Here is an 18,527-nt window from a genome sequence, read left to right as displayed (position 1 = left end):
GTGGGGGCCCGGCCGCAGCGGGGAGGATCGGAGAATGGAGCTGCTCATCGTCGCCGACACGCACGTGCCGAAGCGGGCACGGGACCTGCCCGCGCCGCTCTGGACGGCGATCGAGGCCGCCGACGTGGTGCTGCACGCGGGCGACTGGGTGGACGTGTCGCTGCTCGACGCGCTGGCGGCCCGGGCCCGCCGGCTGGTCGGGGTGTACGGCAACAACGACGGGCCACAGCTGCGGGCCCGGCTGCCCGAGGTGGCCCGGGTCGAGCTGGCCGGGCTGCGGGTGGCGGTGGTGCACGAGACCGGGCCGAAGACCGGGCGGGAGGCCCGGTGCGCGGCCCGGTTCCCCGACGTTGACCTGCTGGTCTTCGGGCACTCCCACATCCCGTGGGACAGCGTCGCCCCGAACGGGCTGCGCCTGCTCAACCCCGGCTCACCCACCGACCGGCGGGCCCAGCCGTACGCGACCTACCTGACCGCGCGGGTGGCGGCGGGGCGGCTCGACCGGGTCGAGCTGCACCGCCTGCCCCCGCGCTGACTCACCGGCCGCGCCCGGTCTCCGCCTGGAGCTCGTCGATCCGGCGGGACGCCTCCGCCTTGGTCAGGCCCTCGGGCACCTCCTCGCCCGCCTCGCGGGCCAGGGTGTGCAGGTACGACTCCTGGGCGGCGGTCGGCGGCTCGTCACCGGTGACCCACTCGTCGGGGTCCTTGACCGCGGCGTCCGGGTTGACGTCGCCCCGCCTGCCGTTGCTCTGCTCGGCCATGATGATCACCTCTCCTCGAACAGGTGTACCACTACCCGGGCCGCGCGCCCTTCATGCCGGCCGACCCATACGATCAACGGGTGGCTGCGGACCGGTCGGGTGTGGTGGTGGTCGGCGCGGGCATCGCCGGCGTGGCATGCGCCACCGAGCTGGTCCGGGCCGGCCTCCCGGTGGAGGTCCGGGAACGGGCCCGGGTCACCGGGGGACGGATGGCCAGCAGGCGCTTCGACGGCCGCCCGGCGGACCTGGGGGCCGCCTACTTCACCGTCGACGACCCCGGCTTCGCCACCGTGGTCCAGGGTTGGCGCGCCGCCGGACTGGTCCGGGAGTGGACCGACACCTTCGTCGCGTACGGGCCGGACGGGCGGCGCGAGACCGCCGGCCCGACCCGCTGGGCGGCCCCGCGGGGCCTGCGCTCCCTGGTCGAGCACCTGGCCGGCGGCCTCACGGTGGCGCACAACCGGTTGGTCATGACGGTCGAACCGGGCCCCCGGGTGGACGGGCGGGCCGCCGAGGCGGTGGTGCTGGCGATGCCCGGCCCGCAGGCGGCCCTGCTGCTCGACCCGGCGCTGGCGGTGGCCACCCGGGCGGTGGCCGCGCAGCGCTGGTCGTCGGCGCTGGCCGGCGTGCTGCGCTTCCCGGCCCGCCGCTGGCCGGACTTCGGCGGCGCCTTCGTCAACGGGCACCCGGTGCTCGGCCTGGTCTGCGACGACGGCGATCGGCGCGGCGACGGGGCGCCGGTGCTGGTCGCGCACACCACCCCGGAGTTCGCCGCCGGCCACCTGCGCCAACCCGCCGCCGCCGGTCCGGCGATCGAGCGGGCCGTTCGTGACCTGCTCGGCCTGCGCGAGCCGGCCGAGCTGACGCACGTGCACCGCTGGACGTACGCCAAGCCGACCGCCGGCGGGAACGGGACCTATCACCTGGACGACGACGGCATCGGCCTGGCCGGGGACGCGTTCGGCCGGCCCCGGGTGCAGAGCGCCTGGCGCTCCGGCCGGGACCTGGGCCGGGCGGTGGCCGCGCGGCTGCTCGCCGGCCGTGGCTGATCGGCGCCACTGGGCGCAGGCGCTCCGTTACCCACGGGTATGGTTCGAGCCGGAGGTGTAGCGAGGTGAACGGCGCCGGCGGTCGGCCGGGCGCGGCATGATCCGGGCCACCGGGTCGCCGTTCCCGGGCGGGGGGCTGCGCCACGACGCGCTCTTCTACGACCACGACGGCGACTACGTCGACGCGGTCCGCGGGTTCGTCCTCGCCGGCCGGTCCGCCGGCGAGCCGGTGCTGGTCGTCGTGCCCGGTCACCGGCTCCCGCTGCTCCGGGCCCTGCTCGACCCGCTCGACGGGGTGGAACTCGCCGACCCGGCGGTCGTCGGCCGTAACCCGGCGACGATCATCCCGACCGTGCTCCGCGACCTGGTCCGGCGGTTCCCCGGCCGTCGGGTCCGGGTCGTCGGGGAATGGCTCTGGCCCGGCCGGCGGCCGGCCGCGTACCCGCACTGCGTGGCACACGAGGCGATGGTCAACCTCGCGCTGGCCGACGAGCCGCTCACCGCGCGCTGCCTGTTCGACCGGTCCCGGCTGCCCGCCGGGGCGCTCGCCGACGCCGAACACACCCACCCCTGGCTGTGGCGCGGGCGAGTGCCGCGACCCAGCGCCGGCTACCGGCCACCCCGGGCGGTGCTGGCCCGGCTGGACCGGCCGCTGCCCCCGCCCCCCGGCGACGCGGTGACCCTGCCGGTCGACGCGGCCGGGCTCGCGGCGCTGCGGACCGCGGTGGCCGCGGTGGCGCAGGCCGCCGGGCTCGGCGGAGAGCGGGTCGAGGACCTGCGGATCAGCGTCACCGAGTTGGCGTCCAACGCGCTGACCCACGGCACCGGCCCGGCCACCGCCCGGTGCTGGGCCGCCGCCGGCGAGGTGGTCTGCGAGGTGAGTGGGCCCGGGGAGCTCGACGACCCGCTCGCCGGCCGGATCCCCCCGGCGGTGGCGAGCGTCCGGGGCCGGGGCCTGCTGCTGGTGCACCGGCTCAGCGACCTGGTGGACGTGCGCGTCGCCGACGGGGTGACCACCGTGCGGGCACGCCTGGAGCTGCCCGCCAGCCAGGTGCCCGCGCCCCGGTCAGCCCCGGACGCCGCCGAGCGCGGGTTCATCCGTCCGGCCCCGCGCTGAGGCGTCGCGGGTCCGCTCGCCTGCCCGGTCCAGCAGCTGCATGACCGGGGTGGCCGCGATGCCGTGCACCACCACGGAGACGACCACCACCAGGCCGACGGTTGCCCAGAGCAGCTCGGCCTGCGGGAAGTCCGTCCGGCTGGTCGCGTACGCCAGGTAGTAGAAGGAGCCGACGCCGCGGATGCCGAACAGCGCGATCACCCAGTGCTCGGCCGGGCGGCCCGGGGCGCCGCGCAGCGACAGCCAACCGGACACCGGCCGGATCACGAAGACCAGGGCCAGCCCCACCAGGGCCGCCGGCCAGGTCAGCGGGGCGAGCAGCCCGCCGATCACCGCGCCCCCGAGCAGCAGCAGCAACAGCACGGTGAGCAGCCGCTCGACCTGCTCGGCGAAGTCGTGCAGCACCGAATGGAACTCGTGGGTCCGTTCCGCGGCGCGGATCGCCCGGGCGGCCACGAAGACGGCCAGGAAGCCGTACCCGCCGACCACCTCCACCAGCCCGTACGCCAGGAAGGTCGCGGCCAGCGCGAGGAAGCCCTCGGCGTGCCGGGCCAGCCGCAGCTCGCTCGGCGCGCGGAAGAAGAGCTTGCCGAGCAGCCAGCCGACCAGCAGGCCGCCGCCCACCCCGACGCCGAGCTTCCAGACCACGTCGACGGTGACCCAGTGGGCCAGCCAGTCCCGCGGCGCGAGGCTGGTGGTGGCGATCGCGATGGCCGCGTACACGAAGGGGAACGCCAGGCCGTCGTTGAGCCCCGCCTCCGAGGTCAGGGCGAAGCGGACCTCGTCCTCGGAGTCCTCCACGTCGGTCGGCTCGCCCACCTGCACATCGGAGGCGAGCACCGGGTCGGTCGGGGCGAGCGCGGCGCCCAGCAGCAGCGCCGCCGCCGGCACCAGGCCGGCCCACCACCAGCCGAGCAGCGCCACCGCCGCGATGCACACCGGCATGGCCACGGCCAGCAGCCGCCAGGTGGACGACCAGCGGGCCCAGCTGAGCGGCCGGTCGATCTTCAGGCCGGCGCCCATCAGCGCCACGATCACACCAACCTCGGTGAGGTGGGTGGTCAGCTCGGGCCAACGCAGCGGGTCCGGCGAGGGCAGCCCGGTGGGGAGCAGGAAGACCAGCATGCCCAGCCCGAGGAAGGCGATCGGCATGGACAGCGGCCGGCGTTCCAGCACGCGTGGCAGGATCCCCGCCAACAACGCGCCGACGCCCAGCAGGGCGAACGCGACATCCACCGGTTCCACGGCACCACCCTTCCCGCCCCCGTCGAAAGTGGGGCGGAGTGGTCAGCAGTGCCCCGAACCCGGGCAGGCTAAGCCTGCTGCCCCAAATCTCCGGACGGCCGGCGGCGGGCCGGAGGTGAGCAGGGCACCCTTCCCGGCTCAGGTGAGTTTGGCGATGGCGCTGTCGCCGAGGCCGTCGAGCAGCGCGGCCGGGTCGTCGTAGACCGCGACCGCACCGGCTCCGGCCAGCTCGGCCCGGCTGGTGCCGCCGCAGGCCAGGCCGATGCACGGGATGTCGAGCTTGCCGGCCGCCGCGACGTCCCAGACCGAGTCGCCGACGAACACCACCCGCTCGGCGGCGAGGCCGGACTGGTCCAGGGCGGCGACCAGGATGTCCGGTGCCGGCTTGCTCTCCTCCGCGTCCGCCGAGGAGGTCACGGTGTCGATCACGTCGTCGGCGGCGAGCGCGGCCCGCAGGGCGGCCACCTCGTGCTCGGCCGCCGAGGTCGCGAGCACCACCCGCAGCCCCCGCGCGGCGCAGGCGCGCAGCAGGTCCACCGCCCCCGGCAGCGGGGTGAGCCGCGCCCAGAACTCGGCGTAGCGGGCGTCGTGCGCGTCACGCAGCTTGCCGTCGCCGTCGCGGTCACGCTCCGGGCCGAGCAGGTGGTCGAGGAGCTTGTCCGAACCCATCCCGACGGCCCGGTGGATCCGGGCCATCGGCACTCGGTGGCCGCCCTCGCGCAACGCCTCCCACCAGCTCATGGTGTGCAGGTAGGTGGTGTCGACCAGGGTGCCATCCACGTCGAAGAGGACGCCGCAGCGGTTGTCCGTAGGCATGGCTCCCCTTCTACCCTCCCGCGTCCGCGCCGACGCGCGACTCAGCCGGCGGGGATGAGGATCTCGAACCAGACCGTCGACCCGCGCACCGTCGGGTCGGTGCCCCAGGCGTCGCTGAGCTCCTCGATCAGCCCCAGGCCGCGGCCCCGACTGCTCAGGGTGTCGGTCCGGGCCCGGGTCACCTGGCCCCGGGTGCCCGAGTCGGCCACCGAGACCAGCAGCCGCTCCGCGCTCAGGTCGATCTCCACCCGGGCGGCGGTGCCGGCGTGCAGCAGCGCGTTGGTGGTCAACTCGCTGGTGCACAGCACGGCCGCGCCGATCACCCCTTCGGGCACCTGCCACTCGGTGAGCTGGGCGGTCATCCAGTGCCGGACCCGGCTCGGCGCGGTCGGCTCGGCCGGCACCTCCATGCTGGCCGACCGGCTCGGGCGCACCGCGTGCTCCACCGCGAGCACCGCCACGTCGTCCTCGGTCGCGCCGGGCACGGCGGCGGTGGCCACCGCGCACAGCGCCCGAGGGTCCCCGCTGCTCGCCTCGGTCACCGCGGCGCCCAGCCCCGCCAGGCCGGCGGCCAGGTCCTGCCAGCGCCGCTCCACCACCCCGTCGCTGAACAGCAGCAGGGTGTCGCCGGGGCGGAACGGCACGGTGGTGGTCCGGGGCCGGCAGCCGAGGCCGAGCGGCGGCCCGGGCGGCACCGCCACGTACTCGGCGGTGGGCGGGCCGTCGGCCGGGGCACGCCGGATCAGCGGGGCCGGATGGCCGGCGCTGGCCAGGGTGATCCATTCCCGGTCGGACTCGATCACCCCGAACACCACGGTGACGAAGAGCTCCTGGGTGCCGCCCTCGACGCCCAGACTGGCGACCAGCCGGTCCAGGCCGGCGAGCACCGCGTCCGGGCGCGGGTCGGTGAGCGCCAGCGCGCGCAGCGCCGCGCGTACCTGGCCCATCCGGGCCGCCGCCTGCACGTCGTGCCCGGCCACGTCGCCGAGGACCACGCCGAGCGCGCCGGTGGGCAGCACGAACGCGTCGTAGAAGTCGCCACCGGCCGCGTTGCCGTCCACGCCGGGGTCGTAGCGCGCGGCGATGCGCAGCCGGGGCAGGTCGGGCAGTTGTTCGGGGAGCATGCTGCGCTGGAGCAACTGGGCGGTGCCGTGCTGGGTCTCGAACCGGCGGGCCCGCTCGGCGGCCTGGCCGATCAACTCCGCCGAGGCAGCCAGCAGCGCGCGTTCCGCCGGGGACCAGAGGTGCGGGACCTGACGGCCGACGGTCAGCGCGCCCCGGATCACCGTCGAGCGCAGCGGCAGCGTGGCGAGCGCCCGGATCTTCTCGTCGTGCCGGTCCGCCGCGGTGTCCCGCAGCGGCTGCCCGTCGACCGTGAAGGAGGGCACGCCGCTGCGGGCGGCCACCACCACCGGGACGGGTGAGTCGGCCACGACCCGCCGCCACAGCGGAGGCAACCGCTCGTCCGCCTCGTCCAGCAGTTCGCCGCGCACCCGCCGGACCATCCGCCAGGCCGTCCCGTCGTCGATCACGAAGGAGACCCGGTCCGCGTCGAACGAGTGCAGGCAGTAGCGCAGGGTGACCCGGGCCACGTCGTCCAGCGTCAGGGTGCCGGAGAGCGCGGCGGCGAAGTCGCTCAGACTCTGCAGCTGCTGGGTGACCTGGGTGGTCTGCGCGGCCACGGTGAGCACGCCGATGATCTTCCCGGCGCTGTCCCGGACCGGGCTGTGTCCCCGGGTGAACACGGCCGGCTCGGCGCCGCCGCGCTGCCAGTCGACCGGCAGCACCGCCTCCCGCTCCAGGAAGGGCTCGCCCCGCTGGTACGCCCGCTCCAGCACCTGCCCGACGCCCGGCTCGTCCCAGACGTCCCCGAACACCTCCGCCGCCGGCCGCCCCAGCGCCCCCGGGTGTCGGGCGCCGATCAGCTCGGCGTACCCGTCGTTGTAGAGCAGGACCAGGTCGTCGCCGTAGAGCAGCGCCATCGGCACGGGCGAGGCGAGCACCAGGTCGATCACGGCGCGCAGGGCCGGATCCCACCGTTCCGGCGCGCCCAGCGTGGTGTCGGCCCACCGATGGGACAGCAGGGCCGCGGCCCGGCCGGACGTGGCGGTTCCCGGATCCGCGGGCCCTCCCGGGGTGGGGGCGGACGGCGTGGGAACCCGTCCGACGGTGCCTGGCATGTCCGCAGCCTATCCGGAGCGTGGCCCGAACGTTCCGATCATGTGACGGGGTGCGGAACCCGGGCCGGTCCGCGTGGACGTCAGGGCAGGTCAGGGTCGGTTCGGCCGGTCATGTCGGGAAATTGCCGGGTGCCGGCGCGGCGTGCCGTCCGGACGACCGGGTATGCGGGCGTCGCAGTTCACGCGACAGGAGGGACATCATGCAGAAAACCCTCGCGGTCGGGCAGGCCGACATCGGTGCCGCCCTGACCGATTTCTGGAGGTCGGTGCTGCTCTTCATCCCGAGGGCCATCGCGTTCATCGTGATTCTCGTGGTGGGTTGGCTCATCGCCCGAGCCGTCCTCAAGATCGTGGACGCGGCACTGGAACGGGTGGGCTTCGACCGCGCGGTCGAACGCGGCGGCATCAAACGGGCGCTCGAACGCACCAGGTACGACGCCAGCGACATCCTGGCCAAGTTGGCCTACTACGCGGTCCTGCTGTTCACCCTGCAGTTCGCCTTCGGCGTCTGGGGACCCAACGCCATCAGTGACCTGATCCGAGGCGTCGTGGCCTGGCTGCCGCGGGCGTTCGTGGCGATCGTCATCGTGGTCATCGCCGCCGCCATCGCCAACGCGGTCCGGGACCTGGTCAGCGGTGCGCTCGGCGGGCTCTCGTACGGGCGGGTGCTGGCCGACCTGACGGCGGTCTTCATCCTGGCGCTCGGCGTGATCGCCGCGCTGAACCAGGTGGGCATCGCCACCACGGTCACCACGCCCGTGCTCATCGCCTTCCTCGGCACGGTGGCCGGGATCCTGGTGATCGGTGTCGGCGGTGGTCTGGTGAAGCCGATGCAGGCGCGCTGGGACCGGTGGCTCGACCGGGCCGCTGCGGAGTCCCGGGCGATCCGGGAGCAGCGCCAGGCGCAGGGCGCGGGGCGCAGCGACTACGAGCGGCAGATGGCCGACCGGGGCGGGCAGCCCGCCCCGGCGGCGGCGCAGTCGTCGATGTCCGGCGCCGGGCAGTACCGGTCCGGGAACGTGGGCGAGGAGACCCAGCAGTTCCGCCGGCCGGGCAGCTGACGCCGGAGCAGGTGTCGGGAGGGTGTCCGCGGGCGATGCGGGCGCCCTCCGGCGCGTCTCAGGCCAGGTGTCGCGGGTCCAGCGAGCGCGCCAGTACGCAGACCGCGAGCAGGCGGGTGAGCAGCCAGTCCGGCTGCGACCAGTCGACCGGGGCGGCCGGCGGCTGCCAGCCGTGCTCCTGCGCCGCGGCGCGGACACCCTCGGCGTACCCGGCGAGTGCGGCCACGGTCAGCGGGCGCTGGTCGCCGTGCAGGCTGTCCCGTACGCCGGCGGCGTGCTGGTCGACCACGGCGAGCAGGCCGGGGTTGGCGGCGGCCGCGGCGAGCCCGGCGGTGCCCACGGCAGCGGTGAGCGTGACGAGGGTGGACCGCGCGGAGGCTGCCGCGGAGGGGGTGCTGACCCGGTTGTTCGGCGCGCGCATGGTGTCCGAGGCTAACCGCGCGGGCCTTGGGCCGGCCTCCACCGACCGGCTGATGTCCGCCTCGTCCGGGCGCCGTCCCGCCTCGCCCACCCGGATTGACCCGGTCGCGAGGGGGCAAAGGGAAACGGCGCGAACGGGCGCAGCGGACGCCACGGAGGAACGGAATGGGACAGCAGGTGGACGGGCCGGACGAGGCGCACCGCCGGCCGGCCGGCGTGAGTGACGCCACGGTCGAGGCGCTGGGCAAGCTCAGCGAGGCGCTGGAGACCGTGGAGCGGGCGCGCGGGCACCTCTACTCGCTGCACCAGTTGATCGGCCACGCCGACCTGATGCTCGATGACGCGCTGGAGTTGTTCCGGTCTGCCGGTCATCACCAGCTCGCCGAGCGGATCGACCGGGACCTGCTCGGCCGCAACGTGATCGCGGGACGCTGGACCTTCCAGATCGTCGAGGACTTCGACGACGGCTACTACGCGCTCTTCCGAAAGCTGGACCGGCAGGCCCGTGACGAGCTGGTGGGCGGTCGCCGGCACCTCTACGAGGCGGAGATGAAGGAACGGCGCCGCAGTCCGGGGCGGCCGGGGCACGAGGCGCGCCCCGGTGCCGGGGGCTAGTCGGAGGAGCGGGCGTCCGCCGGCCGGCGGCGCATGCCGTCGTCGGCGATGATCACCGTCGCGATCATGAGCGCCACCACGAGGCTGAACAGCCAGGAGCTGTCGTCGACCAGCTTGGCGGCGACGGGAGCCTGGACGGCGGCGAGCAGGAAGCCGAGCCAGGTGAGGCGGCGCTGACGTGGGGTGAGGAAGCTGGAGCCCTGTTGCATCCCGAAAGTCTTGCGCGCGGCCGGGGCATCGCCGTCCCCCGTTCGGCCGATTCTGGATGGGCTGTCCGTTTTTCCGGCCGTCCGTATCTTACTTTTTGTCGGTTCGGCCGAGGTTGATCCTCGCGGCCGGGGGTAGCTGGCCGGACCTGCCCGTGGGGCAGGATGGGGGACTGTGTCCCGCACCTCCGCCGCGCCCCGGGCGTCCCTGCTCCTGCTGGCCTACCTGGCCTTCGTCAGCCTCGGCCTGCCCGACGGCCTGATCGGCGTCGGCTGGCCGTCGATCCGGGAGGACCTGGGGGTGCCCACCGAAGCGGTGGGGGTGGTGCTCACCGCCGGCACGGTTGCCTACCTGACCTCCAGCGTGCTGGCCGGGTTCACCCTGACCCGGCTCGGCGTGGGCTGGCTGCTGGCCGGCAGCACCCTGCTCGCCGGCCTCGCGCTCACCGGGTACGCGCTGACCCCCGCGCTCGCGATGATGGTCGGTTTCGCGCTGGTGCTCGGGCTCGGCTCCGGCGCCATCGACGCCGGCCTCAACGCGTACGCGGCCGGCGCGTTCGGCCCCCGGCACATGAACTGGCTGCACGCCTTCTTCGGCCTCGGCGTGGCCATCGGTCCACTGATCATGACCGGGGTGCTCGGCGCCGGCCTCAGCTGGCGCTGGGGGTACGGCGCCGTCGCCACGGCCCAGCTCGCCCTCGCCGCCGCGTTCGCGCTCACCGTGCGGGCCTGGCGGGACCGGACCCCGACTCCCGCGCCGGCGGACCCCGTGGCCCCGGCGGTGGTGCCGGGGAGCCGGGCCGGGTCGGCCGTCGCGCCCGACGGCCCGGGCGGGGCCGCCGCGACCGCCGACGGTCCGGAGGAGCTCGGCATCGCGCCCGCTGCGCAGGTGGCGCTCGTCGTTGCGGCACCGGCGGCGGACGGGCCCGCGGTGCCGCCCACGCCGATCCGGGAAACGCTGCGGCTGCCGGCCGTCTGGCTCGGCGGGGCCGCCTTCGCCGTCTACGTGGCGATCGAGGTGACCACCGGCCTCTGGGCGTTCCTGTTGCTCACCGAAGGGCGGGGCGTGTCCCGGCCGGTGGCCGGGCTCTGCGTCTCCGGCTACTGGGGGAGCCTGTTCCTGGGGCGGGTGGTGCAGGGGGTGGTCGCGGAGCGGCTGGGCACCGCCGGGGTGCTGCGGGGCAGCCTGGTCGGTCTGGTCGCGGGCACCGGGCTGATCGCCCTGCCCGCCCCGGCCTGGGTGACGGTGGCCGGCCTGCTGGTGGTCGGCTTCGCCGCGGCCCCGGTCTTCCCGCTGCTCACCCTCACCACGGCCGAACGCGTCGGCAAGGCCCACGCGGACCGGACCATCGGCCTGCAGATCGGCGCGGCCGGGGTCGGCGCGGCGCTGGTGCCGGCCGCGGTCGGGGTGCTGCTCGCACGTACCTCGGTCGTGCTGCTCGGGCCGACGCTGGTGGTGCTCGCGGCGGCCCTCCTCGCCCTGCACGCCGCCGGGTCACGGCGGGTGCGGCCGGTCGCCTGACCGGCTCACATGTTGTCCGGGCCGGTCCGTCCGGTGGTCGACGGCCGATACGCCCGGTCCGCGTCCGTCATCTCCCGACGCTCGGCCTCCGGGCCGGCGCCCCGGTCCACCGCCTCGGGCCCGTGGCCGAACGCGGACTCCTCACCGGCGTCGTTGGCGGTGGCGTCGTCGGCCTGCCCGTCGAGGGTCGACCGGGCGATCGCCCGGTCCAGCTCGCGCAGGGGAGTGCGTTCCTCGTCGCGCCACACGTGGCTGTCGTTGTCGGTCATTCCCCTGCGGTACCCGGGCCGGATGATCGCAAACGGCCGCCGGACACGGCGATGGCCGCCGGATCACCCGGCGGCCATCGGAGTCGTGTGTCGCGGGGGCGACCGATCAGGGGGTGGGGCGGTCGACGGTGCCGCGCCAGGCGCCGGTCTCCTGACCGCGCCGCTCGATGAACTGCTTGAAGCGCGCCAGGTCGCCCTTGGCGCGGCGGTCCACCACGCCGAGCTTGTCGCCGGCCTGCTCGACCACGCCGTGCGGTTCGAACTCCATCTGCAGGCTGACCCGGGTGTGCCCCTCGTCGAGGCGGTGGAAGGTCACCACGCCGGCCTGCTGGGTGCCGCCGGTGGACTTCCAGGCCACCCGCTCGTCCGGCAGCTGCTCGGTGATCTGGGCGTCGAACTCGCGCTTCACGCCGGCGATCTCCACCGTCCAGTGCGTCATCGTGTCGGAGAGCTGCCGGACCTCCTGGACGCCCTCCATGAAGTGCGGAAACTCCTCGAACTGCGTCCACTGGTCGTAGGCGGTGCGGATCGGGACGGAGACGTCCACATGTTCCATAACGCCGCTCATGTCGGGGTTCCTCCTGTTCCCGCCGGTGTCGTCTCGCGGATCGTGGGCCGACCCGCTCACCAGCGCGTCGTCTCGTTCTTGTGCCCGAGTGCGGCCCACACCTCGGAAACCGTCTGGTAGCGGGTGCCCTCGGGGAGGCGCTCCAGGGCGGCGACGATGTCGGCCGGCGCCTGGTTCTCCCGCGCGTTGGCCACCAGCGTGTCGCGGTCCCCGGGCAGCGCGGTCATGGTGATGAACCGGCCGAGGCGACTGCGCCCCTCCACGTCGTCCATGCTCATGCCCTGCGGGTTGCCGCCGCGGCTTGCGCCGGCCGTCACCGTCTTCGGCTCCGGCTGGTCCTCACCCGCCGGCTCCGGCTGGCGGGACTCCTCGACGCGCGAGCCCCCGGCCCCCGGCCCCTGGACGAGGCCGCTGACGTCCTGCCTCATGTTGTCGTCGACCCTGGGTGAGTGCTTGCTGTTGCCACGTTCCATGCCGACAGACATGCCCGAGGGGGCCGCCGGTAAACCGGGGCGGACGGCCGGCCCGGGCATCGGGGTGGTCACCGGCGGAACCGGTCAGGAATCGGCCGGGCTGCGGGGCTTCAGGACCGGCTCGGCCGGGTCGGGGTCGCCGGCCTGGATCACCCGGCCGCGCTGGAGTTCGGCGTTGACCTGCACGCCGAGCAGCAGCGCGCAGTTGGACAGGTAGAGCCAGACCAGGAAGGCGATGACCGCGCCGAGGCTCCCGTACGTGACGTCGTACGAGCCGAAGTTGGCGACGTAGAGGCCGAAACCGAAGGAGGCGAGCATCCAGGCCAGCAGGGCGAGCCCGCCGCCCGGGGTGAGCCAGCGGAACCGGGGCTGCCGGACGTTCGGGGCGATCCAGAACAGCAGCGACAGCAGCGTCATCGCCACCAGGGCGAGCAACGGCCACTTCGCCACCGTCCACACCGTGCGGGCCAGGCCGCCGGCGTGCAGCCGGTCGCCGACCGCGTCGGTGACGGGGCCGCTCACGATCAGCCCGAGGGCGACCACCGCGAGCAGCAGCAGCGACACTGCGGCGAGCCCGATCTGCACCGGGCGCAGCCGGTAGAACGGCCGCCCCTCCTCGACCCCGTAGACGGCGTTGGACGCCCGGGTGAACGCGCCGATGAACCCGGCGGCCGACCAGAGCGCGCCGAGCAGACCGAAGCTGAACAGCACCTTCGCCGAGCCCTGCTCCGCCACCACGCCGCGCACGACGCTCACGACCGCATCGTTGCCGACCACCGAGCCGGCCCCGATCTCCCGGGCCAGGCCGATCACCGTGTCGACGGTCCGCTCGCCGTCGGAGACCAGCCCCACCAGGGCGACCACCACGATGGCGGCGGGGAAGAGCGCCAACACTCCGTAGTAGGTGAGCGCGGCCGCCCAGTCCGCGCAGTTGTCCGCGACGAAGTTGCGCCCGCTGCGGATCAGCACCCCGCGCCAGGTCGCCCAGCTCAACTGGCGTATCCGGCGGGGAATCCGGGTCTGCTGCCGACCGGTCAGCACCGGTTCCGTGGTCGCCGCCATGACCGCCTCCTCCGCCGCCCTCGGCGGTACCCCGTGGTGAGAATCGACAAACCGGGTACCGGTTTGCGCTCCCGGCCCGGGGGAACGGTCCCAGGAACCCATGAAGACGGAGGAGGACGAGATGCCCGGGCGCGAGGTACTGCCCAGCACGCTGCGGCGCTCCCCGGACAAGGCGCAGCGGACCTGGGAGAAGACGCACGACTCGGCGGTCGACACGTACGGCGAGGGGGAGCGGGCGCACCGCACCGCGTTCGCCGCCGTCAAGCACGAGTTCGAGAAGGTCGGCGACCACTGGGAGCCGAAGGGACGCAAGGGACCCAGCGACCGGCAGGCCGCCGGCGGCGGTCCGGAACGGCGCGCTCCCACGGCCGTCGGGGTGGACGCCAACGCCCCCAAGGAACACCTGATGGAGGTCGCCAAGAAGCTGGACGTGCCGGGCCGGTCCCGGATGAACAAGCCGGAACTGGTCAAGGCGATCCAGAAGGCGAACGACAAGGCGACCCGCGACGCGCGCGGCGGCCGCTGACCTACAGCGACGCCACGGGAGCCCGGGACCGCGAGGTCCCGGGCTCCCGTGGTACGCGCTCACCAGTGGCCGCCGCCCGGCGCCTCGATGTGCACCGCCTTCATGGTGCTGAACTCGTCGAGCAGCTCCGGGCCGTACCCGAAGCCGTGACCGCTGCCCCGGCGCGGCTGCGCGGCACCGCCCGGCGCCCCGCCGAACACCGCGTTGATCTTCACGGTGCCGACCGGCAGCTCCCGCCAGGCCCGGTGGGCGTGGCTCATCGACCCGGTGAGCACGGTGGCGGCCAGCCCGTACGGCGAGTCGGCGGCGCAGCGCAGCCCCTCGCTGAACGAGTCGACCACGATGACCGGGGCGACCGGCCCGAACGTCTCGTCCCGGACCACGGCCATCTCGTGCCGGCAGTCGGCCAGCACGGTGGCCGGGTAGAAGGCGCCCGGCCCCTCCGGGATCGCCCCGCCGGTCCGGAGCCGCGCCCCCTCGGCCACCGCCGCGGTGACCTGGCCGTGCACGTGGTCCCGGTGCCGCCGGTCGACCAGCGGCCCGAGCTGCGTGCGCGGATCCCGGCCGGGGCCCACGGCCAGTGCCTCGGCCCGCTCGACCAGCGCGTCGACGAAGTCCTCGGCCACGTCCCGGTGTACGTAGATCCGTTCCACCGCGACGCAGATCTGTCCGGCGTTGGCGAAGCAGCCCAGCGCGGCCTGCTCCGCCGCCCAGATCGGGTCGATGTCGCCGTCGATCACCAGCGGGTCGCTGCCGCCGTTCTCCAGCAGCACCTTCGCTCCGGTCCGCGCGCCGGCGGCGGCGATGGCCCGGCCGGTGGCGGTGGAGCCCACGTGGGCCAGCACGTCGACCTCCTGCTCGGCCAGCGCCGCGCCGACCTCGGCCCCGCCGCTGAGCAGCGACAGCACGCCGGTCGGCAGCGCGTCGTCCAGGGCCCTGGCCAGCAGCCAACCGGTGGCCGGGGTGCGTTGGCTCGGTTTGTAGAGCACCACGTTGCCGGTGACCAGGGCCGCGCCGAGGAGCCCGCAGGAGACCGCCACCGGGTCGTTCCAGGGGGTGATCGCGGCGACCACGCCGCGCGGTTCGGGTGCCATGAAGTCCAGCGCGGGATGGCCGCCGTGCAGCGTCCGCCCGCCGCGCACCGGGCCCAGCTCCGCGTACTGCCGCAGGGTGCCGACGCCGGCCGCGACCCCGCCGCGGGCATCGTCCAGGGGCTTGCCCATCTCCGCCGTGGTGGCCTGCGCGAGCTCCTCGGCGACCGCCTCCACCGCGTCCGCCGCCCCGTGCAGCGCCGCCGCGCGCTCCGCCGGCGCGGTCGCCGCCCACTCCGCCGCCGCGGCCCGGGCGGCCCCCACCGCCTTGGCCACCTCGTCCGCCGTGGCCACCGGCGCGGTGGTCACCCGGGAACCGTCCGCCGGATCGTTGACGACCAGCTCGCCTCCCTCGCCACCCGCGCCCCACACTCCACCTATGAGCTGTGCAACCGTGTACATGCGGCAGTGGATGCCCCGGCCCGGACGAGGCAAACGCGTTTCACCCGGTAAGGGGCAGGGTAGGCGGATCGGATGAATTCCAGCGGCACGGCGGGGGCCGACGCCGTCGTCATCGGCGCCGGCCACAACGGTCTGGTGGCCGCGAATCTGCTGGCCGACGCCGGCTGGGACGTGCTGGTGCTGGAGGCCACCCAGGCGCCCGGCGGCGCGGTGCGTTCGGCCCACGTGACCGCCCCTGGCTACCTGAGCGACCTCTACAGCTCCTTCTACCCCCTCGGGTACGCCTCCCCGGTGCTGCGCCGGCTCGGCCTCGACCGGTACGGGCTGCGCTGGACGCACGCCCCGGACGTGCTGGCGCACCTGCTCCCGGATGGGCGGGCGGCGGTGGTCAACCGGGACCTGGACGTCACCGCGGCCTCGCTGGAGACCTTCGCCCCCGGCGACGGGGACCGCTGGCGGCGGGCGTACGCGGACTGGCAGGAGGTGTCCGGGCCGATGCTGGACACCATCACCACCCCCTTCCCGCCGGTGCGTGGCGGGCTGGGCCTGCTGCGCCGGCTGCGGGTGACGGGGGCGCTGCGGCTGGCCCGCCGGCTCGTGCTGCCGGTCCGCAAACTCGGCGACGAGCTCTTCGAGGGCGACGGCGGGCCGGCCCTGCTGGCCGGCTGCGCGCTGCACACCGACCTGTCCCCGGAGGAGGCCGGCTCGGGCGTGTACGGCTGGCTGCTCGCCATGCTCGGCCAGCAGGTCGGCTGGCCGGTGCCGGTCGGCGGCGCCCAGAAGATCACCGACGCGCTGGTCGCCCGGCTGGTCGAGCGGGGCGGCCGGATCGACTACGGCGCCCGGGTCGACCGGGTGCTCACCGCCCGGGGCCGCGCGATGGGCGTACGCACCGTCGGCGGCGCCACCTGGCGGGCCCGCAGGGCGGTGCTCGCGGACGTGCCCGCCCCGGCGCTCTACCTCGACCTGGTCGGCGCGGCGCAGCTGCCGCCCCGGCTGGTCGAGGACCTGGCCCACTTCAAGTGGGACGGCTCCACCCTCAAGGTGGACTGGGCGCTCTCCGCGCCGGTGCCGTGGAAGAACCGGGCGGTGGCCGGCGCGGGCACCGTGCACCTCGGCGCGGACCTGGACGGGCTCACCCTGTACTCGGCGGCGCTGGCCCGGGGTGAGGTGCCCCGGGACCCGTTCCTGCTGGTGGGGCAGATGTCGGTGGCCGACCCGCACCATTCGCCGCCGGGCACCGAGTCGCTCTGGTCGTACACCCACCTGCCGTTCCGACGGCACTGGCGGGGGGAGGAGATCGCCGCGCAGGTGGAGCGGATGGAGGACGTGCTGGAGGAGGCGGCGCCGGGCTTCCGCTCGCTCATCGTCGGGCGGCACGTGGCCGGCCCGGCCGACCTGGAGGACGCCGAGCCGAGCCTGGTCGGCGGCGCGCTCGGCGGCGGCACGGCGGCCGCGTACCAGCAGCTCTTCCTGCGGCCGATCCCCGGCCTGGGCCGCGCGGACACCCCGATCGACCGGCTCTTCCTGGCCAGCTCCTCGGCGCACCCGGGCGGCGGGGTGCACGGCGCGCCGGGGTCGAACGCGGCCCGGGCCGCCCTGGCCCGGGACCGGGCCCTCACCGGCGGCCTGTACGCGGGCGTGATCAACGCCGCCCACCGGGCGATCTACCACTGAGCCACCGCGACCGCACGGCTGCACCGGCGGGCAAGCGACCACTCACGGTGATGTCGCGGTGAGCGGCCCGGAAGAGACTCACGCTGCGTGAAGTCACGCAGCGTGAGTCAGGTGGGCGGCCCTCGAGGTCAGCTCTCCAGGTTGCGGTGCTTGGCGCGCAGCTTGAACGGCATCAGCGCGCTCTCGATCTTGGTGGCGGTGGTCATCTTCGAGGCGCCCTCGTGGCGCTCCTCGAAGCGGATCGGCACCTCCAGGATGGTGTGGCCCAGCCGGGTGGCCAGGTAGTGCATCTCCACCTGGAAGCTGTAGCCGTTGGACTGCACCCGGTCCAGCCCGATGTCGCGCAGCGCGTCGGCCCGCCAGATCTTGAAGCCGGCGGTCAGGTCGCGGATCCGCACCCGCAGCAGGGTGTGCACGTAGAGGTTGGCCCAGCCGCTCAGCGCGCGGCGGTACAGCGGCCAGTTCTCGTCCAGCTCACCACCGGGCACGTACCGGGAGCCGATGACCACGCCGGCCTGCGTGGCGAGCAGCGCGCCGAGCATGCCGGGCAGCGCCTCCGGCGGGTGCGACAGGTCCGCGTCCATCTGGGCGACGAAGTCGGCGCCGTCGTCCAGCGCCCGCCCGATCCCGTCCACGTACGCCCGGCCGAGCCCCTCCTTGCCCGGGCGGTGCACCACCACGACCCGCTCCGGGTGCTCGATGGCCAGCTTGTCGGCGATCTCGCCGGTGCCGTCCGGGGAGTTGTCGTCCGCGACGAGCACCTTCAGCCCGGGCAGCGGCAGGGCGAGCAGTCGCTCGACCAGCACCGGGAGATTGCCCGCCTCGTTGTAGGTGGGAACGACGACGGTGAGGCGTGCGTCGCGCCACGGGGAGGGCAACTGCACGGGTTCGATCATCAGGAACATCCTCGGTCGGCCGACAGGTTTCACCTGAGAGGGTAGCCAGTCGCCGCCGAGTGGTCCGCACAGACGCCCCTCCGGGGCTGCGGAGGCCCGCCGGCCGGCCCGCCCGGAGCGGTCGTCACCGCTGCGACTTCTGCCGGACGGCGATGTCCGAGAGCCGGTTCAACGTCTCCCTGTTGCGCAGGTGCAGCACCAGGTCGTTGAGCTTGTTCCGGACCCAGCGCAGCGGCCCGGCGGCGAAGTCCTCGCCGATGGTGACCCGGGTCCGGCCGCCGTCCAGCGGCTCCAGGGTGAAGACGACGGTGGCCTCGCCCGCCGGCCAGAGCCCCGCCTTCAGCACCAGCCGGTGCGGCGCCTCGCAGGCCAGCACGGTGGAGGAGTCCTGCAACGACAACGGCCATGGGCCGGCCCGGTGGTGCAGTTGGCTGCCCACCCGCGGCCAGGTGTCGTCCACGCCCCGGACGTGCGCGGTCCCGACCACCCAGTCGCTGTACGTCCACCCGTCGGCGAGCACGTCGAAGACCTGCTCCGGGGGCGCGTCGATCACTTTCTCCACAATCGCCAC

21 protein-coding genes are annotated in these 18,527 nt (G+C 74.8%); 8 read left to right on the top strand and 13 right to left on the bottom strand.

What is annotated here, in order from left to right; genetic code table 11:
- The first annotated feature begins 34 nt into the window (after positions 1-34).
- Positions 35-535, top strand: coding sequence for a metallophosphoesterase family protein (locus Q2K19_RS00330; protein ID WP_302766590.1), 501 nt, complete (start codon positions 35-37; stop codon positions 533-535).
- 1 nt (position 536) lies between these two features.
- Here Q2K19_RS00330 and Q2K19_RS00325 read toward each other — a convergent pair whose 3' ends face one another.
- Positions 537-761, bottom strand: coding sequence for a DUF3072 domain-containing protein (locus Q2K19_RS00325; protein WP_302766589.1), 225 nt, complete (start codon positions 759-761; stop codon positions 537-539).
- Positions 762-862: 101 nt separating this feature from the next.
- Here Q2K19_RS00325 and Q2K19_RS00320 point away from each other — a divergent pair, with 101 nt between their 5' ends.
- Entirely contained in the window at positions 863-1,810 is a 948-nt protein-coding gene (locus tag Q2K19_RS00320; RefSeq protein ID WP_302772897.1) for an NAD(P)/FAD-dependent oxidoreductase, read from the top strand.
- A gap of 97 nt (positions 1,811-1,907) precedes the next feature.
- Complete coding sequence (locus Q2K19_RS00315) at positions 1,908-2,927, top strand: sensor histidine kinase (RefSeq protein ID WP_302766588.1); 1,020 nt, start codon at positions 1,908-1,910, stop codon at positions 2,925-2,927.
- Here Q2K19_RS00315 and Q2K19_RS00310 read toward each other — a convergent pair.
- From Q2K19_RS00310 to Q2K19_RS00300, 3 genes are all read right to left on the bottom strand, one after another.
- On the bottom strand, positions 2,877-4,172 hold the full coding sequence (locus tag Q2K19_RS00310) for a cation:proton antiporter domain-containing protein (protein WP_302766586.1): 1,296 nt from the start codon (positions 4,170-4,172) through the stop codon (positions 2,877-2,879). The two genes, Q2K19_RS00315 and Q2K19_RS00310, sit on opposite strands and share 51 nt — an antisense overlap.
- 138 nt (positions 4,173-4,310) lie before the next feature.
- Positions 4,311-4,988 carry an HAD family hydrolase gene (locus tag Q2K19_RS00305; protein ID WP_302766585.1) on the bottom strand — a complete coding sequence of 226 codons (678 nt, stop codon included), beginning with the start codon at positions 4,986-4,988 and terminating at the stop codon, positions 4,311-4,313.
- Positions 4,989-5,029: 41 nt separating this feature from the next.
- A complete protein-coding gene (locus Q2K19_RS00300; RefSeq protein WP_302766583.1) occupies positions 5,030-7,168 on the bottom strand; it encodes an ATP-binding SpoIIE family protein phosphatase in 2,139 nt (712 codons plus the stop codon).
- Between the two features lie 200 nt (positions 7,169-7,368).
- On the opposite strand from Q2K19_RS00300, the gene Q2K19_RS00295 reads away from it, so the two are divergent.
- Positions 7,369-8,229, top strand: a complete 861-nt coding sequence (locus tag Q2K19_RS00295; RefSeq protein WP_302766580.1) for a mechanosensitive ion channel family protein — start codon at positions 7,369-7,371, stop codon at positions 8,227-8,229.
- Between the two features lie 58 nt (positions 8,230-8,287).
- Here the strand turns inward: Q2K19_RS00295 and Q2K19_RS00290 are convergent, their stop codons facing one another.
- A complete protein-coding gene (locus Q2K19_RS00290) occupies positions 8,288-8,650 on the bottom strand; it encodes a DUF6401 family natural product biosynthesis protein (protein ID WP_302766578.1) in 363 nt (120 codons plus the stop codon).
- Between the two features lie 164 nt (positions 8,651-8,814).
- Here Q2K19_RS00290 and Q2K19_RS00285 point away from each other — a divergent pair, with 164 nt between their 5' ends.
- Positions 8,815-9,264: a hypothetical protein gene (locus tag Q2K19_RS00285; protein WP_302766576.1), complete on the top strand. Its 450-nt coding sequence runs from the start codon at positions 8,815-8,817 to the stop codon at positions 9,262-9,264.
- On the opposite strand, the gene Q2K19_RS00280 is transcribed toward Q2K19_RS00285, so the two are convergent.
- Entirely contained in the window at positions 9,261-9,473 is a 213-nt protein-coding gene (locus Q2K19_RS00280) for a hypothetical protein (RefSeq protein WP_302766574.1), read from the bottom strand. The two genes, Q2K19_RS00285 and Q2K19_RS00280, sit on opposite strands and share 4 nt — an antisense overlap.
- Before the next feature lie 172 nt (positions 9,474-9,645).
- Here Q2K19_RS00280 and Q2K19_RS00275 point away from each other — a divergent pair, with 172 nt between their 5' ends.
- Positions 9,646-10,992, top strand: coding sequence for an MFS transporter (locus Q2K19_RS00275; RefSeq protein ID WP_302766572.1), 1,347 nt, complete (start codon positions 9,646-9,648; stop codon positions 10,990-10,992).
- 5 nt (positions 10,993-10,997) lie between these two features.
- Here the strand turns inward: Q2K19_RS00275 and Q2K19_RS00270 are convergent, their stop codons facing one another.
- The 4 genes from Q2K19_RS00270 to Q2K19_RS00255 all read right to left on the bottom strand — a co-directional run bounded on the left by Q2K19_RS00270 (position 10,998) and on the right by Q2K19_RS00255 (position 13,364).
- On the bottom strand, positions 10,998-11,261 hold the full coding sequence (locus Q2K19_RS00270; RefSeq protein ID WP_302766570.1) for a hypothetical protein: 264 nt from the start codon (positions 11,259-11,261) through the stop codon (positions 10,998-11,000).
- Between the two features lie 106 nt (positions 11,262-11,367).
- A complete protein-coding gene (locus Q2K19_RS00265; RefSeq protein WP_302766567.1) occupies positions 11,368-11,829 on the bottom strand; it encodes an SRPBCC family protein in 462 nt (153 codons plus the stop codon).
- Between the two features lie 56 nt (positions 11,830-11,885).
- Entirely contained in the window at positions 11,886-12,302 is a 417-nt protein-coding gene (locus tag Q2K19_RS00260) for a DUF2795 domain-containing protein (protein WP_302766565.1), read from the bottom strand.
- An 84-nt stretch (positions 12,303-12,386) separates the two neighbouring features.
- A complete protein-coding gene (locus Q2K19_RS00255) occupies positions 12,387-13,364 on the bottom strand; it encodes a YihY/virulence factor BrkB family protein (protein ID WP_302766563.1) in 978 nt (325 codons plus the stop codon).
- A 121-nt stretch (positions 13,365-13,485) separates the two neighbouring features.
- On the opposite strand from Q2K19_RS00255, the gene Q2K19_RS00250 reads away from it, so the two are divergent.
- Positions 13,486-13,890 carry a ChaB family protein gene (locus Q2K19_RS00250; RefSeq protein WP_302772894.1) on the top strand — a complete coding sequence of 135 codons (405 nt, stop codon included), beginning with the start codon at positions 13,486-13,488 and terminating at the stop codon, positions 13,888-13,890.
- 59 nt (positions 13,891-13,949) lie between these two features.
- On the opposite strand, the gene Q2K19_RS00245 is transcribed toward Q2K19_RS00250, so the two are convergent.
- Positions 13,950-15,383, bottom strand: coding sequence for an aldehyde dehydrogenase family protein (locus Q2K19_RS00245; RefSeq protein ID WP_302766561.1), 1,434 nt, complete (start codon positions 15,381-15,383; stop codon positions 13,950-13,952).
- A gap of 72 nt (positions 15,384-15,455) precedes the next feature.
- Between Q2K19_RS00245 and Q2K19_RS00240 the strand changes: the two genes are divergently transcribed.
- A complete protein-coding gene (locus Q2K19_RS00240) occupies positions 15,456-17,060 on the top strand; it encodes a phytoene desaturase family protein (protein WP_302766559.1) in 1,605 nt (534 codons plus the stop codon).
- 128 nt (positions 17,061-17,188) lie between these two features.
- Here Q2K19_RS00240 and Q2K19_RS00235 read toward each other — a convergent pair whose 3' ends face one another.
- Both Q2K19_RS00235 and Q2K19_RS00230 read right to left on the bottom strand, forming a co-directional pair.
- Positions 17,189-17,956 carry a polyprenol monophosphomannose synthase gene (locus Q2K19_RS00235; protein WP_302766556.1) on the bottom strand — a complete coding sequence of 256 codons (768 nt, stop codon included), beginning with the start codon at positions 17,954-17,956 and terminating at the stop codon, positions 17,189-17,191.
- 124 nt (positions 17,957-18,080) lie between these two features.
- Positions 18,081-18,527 carry an SRPBCC family protein gene (locus Q2K19_RS00230; RefSeq protein ID WP_302772892.1) on the bottom strand — a complete coding sequence of 149 codons (447 nt, stop codon included), beginning with the start codon at positions 18,525-18,527 and terminating at the stop codon, positions 18,081-18,083.

Origin of the sequence: Micromonospora sp. NBRC 110009 (genome assembly GCF_030518795.1) — a bacterium.
Lineage (GTDB): Bacteria > Actinomycetota > Actinomycetes > Mycobacteriales > Micromonosporaceae > Micromonospora.
The sequence above is the reverse complement of the archived record's forward strand: the minus strand, read 5'-3'. Positions and strand labels throughout refer to the sequence as shown.

Excerpts from the sequence above, each read along its gene's own strand:
- Q2K19_RS00330 (WP_302766590.1), top strand. The coding sequence starts at position 35 with ATGGAGCTGCTCATCGTCGCCGACACGCACGTGCCGAAGCGGGCACGG.
- Q2K19_RS00325 (WP_302766589.1), bottom strand. The coding sequence starts at position 761 with ATGGCCGAGCAGAGCAACGGCAGGCGGGGCGACGTCAACCCGGACGCC.
- Q2K19_RS00315 (WP_302766588.1), top strand. The coding sequence starts at position 1,908 with ATGATCCGGGCCACCGGGTCGCCGTTCCCGGGCGGGGGGCTGCGCCAC.
- Q2K19_RS00305 (WP_302766585.1), bottom strand. The coding sequence starts at position 4,988 with ATGCCTACGGACAACCGCTGCGGCGTCCTCTTCGACGTGGATGGCACC.
- Q2K19_RS00300 (WP_302766583.1), bottom strand. The coding sequence starts at position 7,168 with ATGCCAGGCACCGTCGGACGGGTTCCCACGCCGTCCGCCCCCACCCCG.
- Q2K19_RS00295 (WP_302766580.1), top strand. The coding sequence starts at position 7,369 with ATGCAGAAAACCCTCGCGGTCGGGCAGGCCGACATCGGTGCCGCCCTG.
- Q2K19_RS00290 (WP_302766578.1), bottom strand. The coding sequence starts at position 8,650 with ATGCGCGCGCCGAACAACCGGGTCAGCACCCCCTCCGCGGCAGCCTCC.
- Q2K19_RS00285 (WP_302766576.1), top strand. The coding sequence starts at position 8,815 with ATGGGACAGCAGGTGGACGGGCCGGACGAGGCGCACCGCCGGCCGGCC.
- Q2K19_RS00280 (WP_302766574.1), bottom strand. The coding sequence starts at position 9,473 with ATGCAACAGGGCTCCAGCTTCCTCACCCCACGTCAGCGCCGCCTCACC.
- Q2K19_RS00270 (WP_302766570.1), bottom strand. The coding sequence starts at position 11,261 with ATGACCGACAACGACAGCCACGTGTGGCGCGACGAGGAACGCACTCCC.
- Q2K19_RS00265 (WP_302766567.1), bottom strand. The coding sequence starts at position 11,829 with ATGAGCGGCGTTATGGAACATGTGGACGTCTCCGTCCCGATCCGCACC.
- Q2K19_RS00260 (WP_302766565.1), bottom strand. The coding sequence starts at position 12,302 with ATGGAACGTGGCAACAGCAAGCACTCACCCAGGGTCGACGACAACATG.
- Q2K19_RS00255 (WP_302766563.1), bottom strand. The coding sequence starts at position 13,364 with ATGGCGGCGACCACGGAACCGGTGCTGACCGGTCGGCAGCAGACCCGG.
- Q2K19_RS00250 (WP_302772894.1), top strand. The coding sequence starts at position 13,486 with ATGCCCGGGCGCGAGGTACTGCCCAGCACGCTGCGGCGCTCCCCGGAC.
- Q2K19_RS00245 (WP_302766561.1), bottom strand. The coding sequence starts at position 15,383 with ATGTACACGGTTGCACAGCTCATAGGTGGAGTGTGGGGCGCGGGTGGC.
- Q2K19_RS00240 (WP_302766559.1), top strand. The coding sequence starts at position 15,456 with ATGAATTCCAGCGGCACGGCGGGGGCCGACGCCGTCGTCATCGGCGCC.
- Q2K19_RS00235 (WP_302766556.1), bottom strand. The coding sequence starts at position 17,956 with ATGATCGAACCCGTGCAGTTGCCCTCCCCGTGGCGCGACGCACGCCTC.